We start from the raw sequence: 6,851 nt of genomic DNA, 5'->3' as shown, positions 1-6,851 counted from the left end.
GTCCTGGATCGTCACCAGCACCTCCTGCGGGGTGTCGGGATCGAGCGCGGCGGTGACCTCGGCGAACAGCATCACCTTCGGGTTCATCGCCAGCGACCGCGCAATCGCGACCCGCTGCTGCTGACCGCCCGAAAGCTCGCCGGGATAGGTCGCGAGCTTCTGCGAAAGGCCGACCTTGGCGAGAAGCTTGCGCGCCCGCTCCTCGACTTCGACCTTGTCCTGCTTCAGCACATGGATCGGCGCCATCATCACGTTCTGAAGCGCGGTCTTGTGAGGAAAGAGGTTGTATTGCTGGAAGACAATGCCGACGTCGCGACGCAGCGCCAGCTTGTCGAGCTTCGCATCGTTCACCTCGCGACCGGCGAGCCTGATCGAGCCCTTGCTGATCGGCACCAGCCCATTGATACAGCGCAGCAGCGTCGACTTGCCTGAACCGGACGGGCCGATGATGCAGACGGTCTCGCCACGCCGGACAGTCAGGCTGACATCCCTGAGGACGGAAAAGCTGCCGAAGGATTTCTCGACCCCCTCGACTACGACGACGGGCTCGCCCAGTTGATGACGGCTCGCCATGGCTCAAGCTTTCACGTTGAAGCGCCGCTCCAGCGCCAGCGTCGCCCGCGCGATCGGGTAGCAATAGGCGAAGAACATCAGGAGCAGCAGCAGATACATCGGGATCATCAATTCCGGCCGGCTCTCGGCGATCAGCGCCGCGCGGGTGACGGAGAGCGCGTCCTGGATGCCGACCACCGAAATCAATGTCGTCGCCATGGTCAGGATCGCATAGAGGTTCATCCAGGGTGGGAGCATCCGCTTGAAGGCCTGCGGCAGGATGATCATCCACATCGTCTGCGCCCGCGTGAAGGCGAGCGCATCGGCGGATTCCCACTGGCCGGCGGGAATCGACTTGATACCGCCGCGCACGATCTCGGAGACATTGGCCGCGACCGGCAGCGCAAGTCCGATGACCGCCTTCACCCAGGCTGGGAAGGCGATCGTGATGCCGAACAGCTGAAATTCGAAGGGCAACAGGAACATCGCGTAGAACAGCAGCACCAGCCAGGGCGCGTTGCGGAAGAACTGCGTTACGCCCCAGGCGGTCTTGCGGACCGGCGCGACCAGCGAGACCTGCGCGATGCCGACGAGCACACCGACGACGGTGCCGAGCGCCATCGAGAGGAAGCTGATCAGGATATTGAACAGGAAACCCTGGAAGATAAGCGGCGCCCAGCGCAGCAGCACGGTGGCCGCACCTTCGCCAGCCGGACGCGCCGTGACCTGCGCAAGAGCCAGCGAAGCGCCGAACAGGATGACGAAGACAGTCAGCGTGCCGCCGCCCAACATCATCGGCGCGGCGAAACCCGAGGGGGCGATCGGCGCAGGGGCGCGGTACGGCTTGAGCACCGGCAGATCGGTTGAGCCGGACCTCATGTCGAATATCCCGGAATGCGCATCGACCGCTCCCAGCGGCCCATGATCCAGACCAGCACCGCCACCAGCACGACATAGGTGACGAGCAGAACGTTCATCATCTCCCGGACGTTGAACACCTCGGACCAGATCTGCGAGGCCGCATAGAGCAGCTCCGGCACGCCGATGGCATAGGCCAGCGTCGTGGTCTTCACGAGATTGATCAGGTTGTTGTTCAGCGCCGGCAGGCAAATGCGGAAGGCGAGCGGCAGCACGACATGGAGATAGAGCTGCAGACGGGTATAGCCGAGCGACTCGGCCGCTTCGACCGTCGTCGATGGCACGGCCTCGATGCCGGCGCGAAAGATCTCGACGTTGAAGGCGCCGGCGAAGAGCGAGAATGCGATGATCGCCCAGCCGGTCCCGGAGACCAGCGGCGACTGGCCGCCAAAACCATCGCTCACCGTCGGCAACAGGCTCGCCACGGCGAAGTAGAAGAAGGAGAGCTGCACCAGCGGCGGCGTATTGCGGAAGAACTGCACATAGACGCGCACCACGAGTCGACCGGAGCGCGAATTGCCGCCGGCGAGCCAGACACCGATCAGGCCTAGCGCCATCGATGCGATGATCGAGACCACGCAGATATAGGTCGTGGTCCACAACCCGGTCAGGAAGCGTGAACGGTCGAACGCATCGTAGAAGACCGAGAAATTCAGCCCCTGCGTATCGTTCAGCCACTGGAAGAAGGACGCGATCAAGAAAACCTGCTCATGCCGCAGCACCGTTTCAGCCGAAGGCCTATCGTCATCCGAGATGCCAGGACGCGGAATGCCGGGATCCCTCGCACCGCGCGGCGATGGATCCCGGGTCAAACCCGGGATGACGTGTCTGAGGCTGCATCAACGCAGCCGATCGAGCGCGACCGCGTTACGAAGCTGACTTCAGCTTCTTGTTGGTCTCGATCAGATAGGGGCTCTGCTTGATGCCCCATTTGGTCTCGAGTTCGAGCAGCTTGCCGCTCTTGTGCCAGTCGACCGACATATCCTTGACCAGCTTGCCGAAGGGACCGTCCATGTCCTCGAGGCGAATGCCGATCGCCCAGAGCTGCGGATCTTCCGAAGCCAGCGGCATTTCGTAATTCGCCCATTTCGGATCGCCCGCGGCCAACGTCGAGACGATCAGCGTGTCGTCGAACAGGAAGGCGACGCAGTTATTGCCCTGCAGAGCATTCAGCGCATCCGGCAGCGAGGGGAAAACCACGAGTTCAGGCGCATAGAGCTGCGAGACGCGGCGGTTATAATAAGCTCCCTGGACGCCGCAGACCTTGCGCCCCTTCAGATCTTCCCATTTCTTCAGATTGGCGCTCTTGGGAGCCAGCACATTGGTGGCGCTGGCATAGTAATTCGGCTCGACCATGCCGACGACCTTGCGGCGCTCAGGCGTGTCGCCCATCGTCGCCAGGACCATGTCGATACGGCCCTGCTTGAGGAATTCCATGCGGTTGGCGGCGATGACCGGGAGCATTTCCAGCTTGACACCGATCTTGTCGGCGACCGCCTGTGCGAGATCGATCTCGAGCCCGACGATCTTGCCGGACGGCTCAAGGAAGCCCCATGGCTTGTAGTCGTTCTTCACGCCGACGGTGAGGACACCCTTTTCCTTGATCTTGGCGAGCGAGTCCTGCGCGAATGCCGGCATCGCGGCGAGCATCGCGGCGCAGGCGAGCGCGAGCGTGAAGGTACGTTTCATGGCAACCGGTCCCCGTTGTTCTGTTGGGGCCTAGAGTTTCGACCTATCCCCATTTCGAATTGTCGTCATGCGACGGTTTCTTGACGCTCAGCGTCAAACCGCCGTTCGGTAAGGGACACGTTCGCCGCGCGGCGGGTGATTGAAGCGGGCGCGATAGGCGCGAGAAAAATGGCTCGCGCTCGAAAAGCCGCAAGCGAGTGCGACCTCCAGCACCGACAGGCTGGTCTGGCGCAGGAGATGGCGGGCCCGCTCCAGCCTGAGGCCGAGATAGTGCTCTCCGAGCGAACGCCCGAGATGCAAGCGGAACAGCCGTTCCAACTGGCGCAGCGAGACGCCGGCCGTACGCGCGAGTTCGCCGCGCGAAAGCGGCGTTTCGAGATTCTGCTCCATGCGCCCGACAACCCGTAGAAGCGGCGCATGGCTGACGCCGAGCCGCTCGCGCAGCGGCATGCGCTGCGGCCCCTCGCCTTCGCGTACATGGGTCTGAAGGAACCACTCGCTGACGGCGAGAGCCAGTTCGCTGCCATGCTCGCGTGCGATGACGGCATGCATCATATCGAGCGGGGCTGTGCCGCCGCTCGATGTCAGGCGGTCACGGTCGATCTCGTAGAGCGAACGCCGCAGATCGAGCTCCGGATAGTCCTCGATGAAGGCTGGCGCATGTTCCCAGTGAATGGTGAAGCGGTAGCCCGTCAGCACATTGGCGCGCGCCAGGATATAGGGTCCGCCCGAGATACCTCCGAGCTTCACCCCGCGGCGCGCCAGCTGCCTGAGCCAGGCGAAGGTGGGCTGGTGCTGGAAGGCGGCAGGGTTTCCGCCAGCGCAGACGAAGACGTAGTCGAGACGGGCGTCATCGCCGACAGCGAAATCAGGCTGGATGCGGACGCCATTGGAGGCAGGCGCCGGTGATCCGTCGATCGAGACGTGGCTCCAACGATACAGGTCCCGCCCCGAGAGCCGGTTGGCGGCGCGCAGCGGCTCGATCGCCGTTGCATAGGCCAGCAGCGCAAAATCCGGAATCAGCAGGAAGCCGACATGGGTCGGCGCCTCTTCTTCACGCCTGTCGTTACTGGTCAAGATCGCGTCGCTGATAGTCATGTCCGTCAGACTATGTTCGTCAATCTCAGGATGACAAGCCCGGCGCGAATTCCTGTCCGGCATAGACGTCCCGGGTGCCCCGATGCGCTATTCGATTTTCTCCCTCGCCGCACAGACACTCAAGGGTCACCGTGGCTGGACCCCGGCCTGGCGCGATGCTGCGCCGAAGGCGGAATACGACGTCCTGGTCATCGGCGGCGGCGGCCATGGGCTGGCAACGGCCTATTACCTCGCGAGCCAGCACTGCATCACCAATGTCGCGGTGATCGAGAAGGGCTATATCGGCTCCGGCAATGTCGGGCGGAATACCACGATCATCCGCTCCAACTATCTGCTGCCCGGCAATACCCCGTTCTACGAATGGTCGCTGAAGCTCTGGGAGGGGCTGGAGCAGGACATCAACTACAACGCGATGGTCAGCCAGCGCGGCGTGCTGAACCTCTACCATTCCGACCCCCAGCGCGACGCCTATGCCAGGCGCGGCAATGCCATGCGGCTTGYCGGTGTCGATGCCGAGTTGCTCGACCGCGAGCAGGTCCGTGCCATGGCGCCCTTCCTGAACTACCGGGATGGCCGCTTCCCGATCCAGGGCGGTCTTCTGCAGCGCCGTGGCGGCTCCGTCCGGCATGATGCCGTCGCCTGGGGCTACGCCCGTGCCGCCGACCAGCGCGGTGTCGATATCGTGCAGAATTGCGAAGTCACCGGACTGACGATCGAAGGCGGCCGCATCACCGGCGTCGAGACGACGCGTGGCGCGATCAGGGCCAGGAAGGTCGCACTTGCGGTCGCCGGCAACTCCTCGCGGCTCGCCGGGATGGCCGGGATGCGGTTGCCAATCGAAAGCCACGTGCTGCAGGCCTTCGTCTCCGAGGGCGTGAAACCGCTGATCGACAACGTCGTCACCTATGGCGCCGGGCATTTCTACATCAGCCAATCAGACAAGGGCGGGCTCGTCTTCGGCGGCGATATCGATGGCTACAATTCCTACGCCCAGCGCGGCAACCTGCCGGTGATCGAGGACGTGATGGAATCGGCCATGGCCTTATGGCCGGGCCTTGGCCGCATCCGCATGCTGCGTCACTGGGGCGGCATCATGGACATGTCGATGGACGGCTCGCCGATCATCGACCACACCCCGGTCCAGGGCCTCTATCTCAATGCCGGCTGGTGCTATGGCGGGTTCAAGGCGACGCCGGCCTCCGGCTGGTGTTTCGCCCACCTGATCGCCCGCGACGAGCCCCATGAGGTCGCGACCGCCTATCGGCTCGACCGCTTCGCGACGGGCCGCCTCATCGACGAAAAGGGCGCTGGCGCCCAGCCGAACCTGCACTGAGCCGGCTCAGGAACCTTTCTCCATGCGCATTACCTGTCCCCATTGCGGCGCCCGCGACGTCCAGGAATTCACCTATCTCGGTGACGCCAATCCGCAGCGCCCCGAGGGAATGGCAACGACGGAAGCGGCGATGCACGATTATGTCTATCAGCGCGACAACCCGGCCGGGCGGCATCGCGAGCTCTGGTATCACGGCGCCGGCTGCCATGCCTGGCTGGTCGTGACGCGCGACACGAGGACCCACGCCATCGAGACCGTCGAGACGGCCAGGGCGCGCGCCACGGGAGATAGGGCATGAGCGCGAAGCAGCCCTTCCGCCGCGGCGATGGCGGCCTGATCGACAGGGCGAACGTCGTCAGCTTCCGCTTCGACGGCCGTTCCCATCAGGGCTATGCCGGCGACACCCTTGCTGCCGCCCTTCTGGCCAATGGCGTGCGCCTCGTCGGCCGATCCTTCAAGTACCACCGGCCCCGCGGCATCCTTTCGGCAGGTCCAGAGGAGCCGAATGCACTCGTCGAACTGCGCGCCGGCGCGCGCCGCGAGCCCAATACGCGAGCGACCGTGGCCGAGCTCTATGACGGGCTCGAGGCGCAGAGCCAGAACCGCTGGCCGTCGCTCGATTTCGACATCCTGTCGATCAACTCGCTGCTCGCGCCGGCGCTGACCGCGGGCTTCTACTACAAGACCTTCATGTGGCCGGCGGCCTTCTGGGAAAAACTCTACGAGCCGCTGATCCGCCGCGCCGCCGGCCTTGGCCGCGCCGCCATGGAGGACGATCCCGACCATTACGAGAAAGCGTTCGCCTTTTGCGACGTCCTCGTCATTGGCGGTGGGCCGGCCGGGATCTCTGCCGCGCTGGCGGCCGGCCGCAGCGGCGCCCGCGTCATCCTGTGCGATGAGGATTTTCGACCGGGCGGCCGGCTGATCGCCGACAAGCGCGAGATCGACGCCCGCGCCGGCTCCGAATGGGTCGCCGACGCGCTGGCGGAACTCGCCAGCCTTCCCGATGTCCGGATCATGACACGCACGACAGTGTTTGGCGTCTATGATCACGGCATCTACGGCGCTGTCGAACGCGTCTGCGACCATCTGCCGGTGCCAGCCGCGTATCAGCCACGTCAGCGCTCCTGGCGCATCAGCGCCAAACGCGCGGTGCTGGCGGCTGGCGCGATCGAACGGCCTGTCGTCTTTGCCGGCAACGACACCCCCGGCGTCATGCTGGCAGGTGYGGTGCGGACCTATCTCAATCGCTACGCCGTAC

8 protein-coding genes are annotated in these 6,851 nt (G+C 64.4%); 3 read left to right on the top strand and 5 right to left on the bottom strand.

What is annotated here, in order from left to right; translation table 11 throughout:
• The 5 genes from AC1DRP_RS33485 to AC1DRP_RS33465 form a co-directional block, all read right to left on the bottom strand.
• Positions 1 to 573: amino acid ABC transporter ATP-binding protein (locus tag AC1DRP_RS33485; RefSeq protein ID WP_476770776.1), on the bottom strand; the 573-nt coding region annotated here is incomplete at its 3' end.
• Positions 574 to 576: 3 nt separating this feature from the next.
• Complete coding sequence (locus tag AC1DRP_RS33480) at positions 577 to 1,431, bottom strand: amino acid ABC transporter permease (RefSeq protein WP_441507520.1); 855 nt, start codon at positions 1,429 to 1,431, stop codon at positions 577 to 579.
• Positions 1,428 to 2,168, bottom strand: a complete 741-nt coding sequence (locus tag AC1DRP_RS33475) for an amino acid ABC transporter permease (protein WP_441507519.1) — start codon at positions 2,166 to 2,168, stop codon at positions 1,428 to 1,430. The genes AC1DRP_RS33480 and AC1DRP_RS33475 overlap by 4 nt, the downstream gene beginning before the upstream one ends.
• Positions 2,169 to 2,337: 169 nt before the next feature.
• Positions 2,338 to 3,159, bottom strand: a complete 822-nt coding sequence (locus tag AC1DRP_RS33470; RefSeq protein WP_476770775.1) for a transporter substrate-binding domain-containing protein — start codon at positions 3,157 to 3,159, stop codon at positions 2,338 to 2,340.
• A 93-nt stretch (positions 3,160 to 3,252) separates the two neighbouring features.
• The gene (locus tag AC1DRP_RS33465; protein ID WP_441507518.1) at positions 3,253 to 4,257 is read right to left on the bottom strand and encodes a GlxA family transcriptional regulator; all 1,005 of its coding nucleotides are present in this window, start codon (positions 4,255 to 4,257) and stop codon (positions 3,253 to 3,255) included.
• An 82-nt stretch (positions 4,258 to 4,339) separates the two neighbouring features.
• Here AC1DRP_RS33465 and AC1DRP_RS33460 point away from each other — a divergent pair, with 82 nt between their 5' ends.
• The 3 genes from AC1DRP_RS33460 to AC1DRP_RS33450 form a co-directional block, all read left to right on the top strand.
• Positions 4,340 to 5,590: a sarcosine oxidase subunit beta family protein gene (locus AC1DRP_RS33460; RefSeq protein ID WP_476770774.1), complete on the top strand. Its 1,251-nt coding sequence runs from the start codon at positions 4,340 to 4,342 to the stop codon at positions 5,588 to 5,590.
• Positions 5,591 to 5,612: 22 nt separating this feature from the next.
• A complete protein-coding gene (locus tag AC1DRP_RS33455) occupies positions 5,613 to 5,888 on the top strand; it encodes a sarcosine oxidase subunit delta (RefSeq protein WP_441507516.1) in 276 nt (91 codons plus the stop codon).
• Positions 5,885 to 6,851: 2Fe-2S iron-sulfur cluster-binding protein (locus tag AC1DRP_RS33450; protein WP_476770773.1), on the top strand; the 967-nt coding region annotated here is incomplete at its 3' end. The genes AC1DRP_RS33455 and AC1DRP_RS33450, both read left to right, overlap by 4 nt.

It is taken from the genome of Allobosea sp. 01N443 (assembly GCF_056399325.1).
Note: the sequence above shows the minus strand (reverse complement) of the source record. Positions and strands in the feature narration are given on the sequence as shown.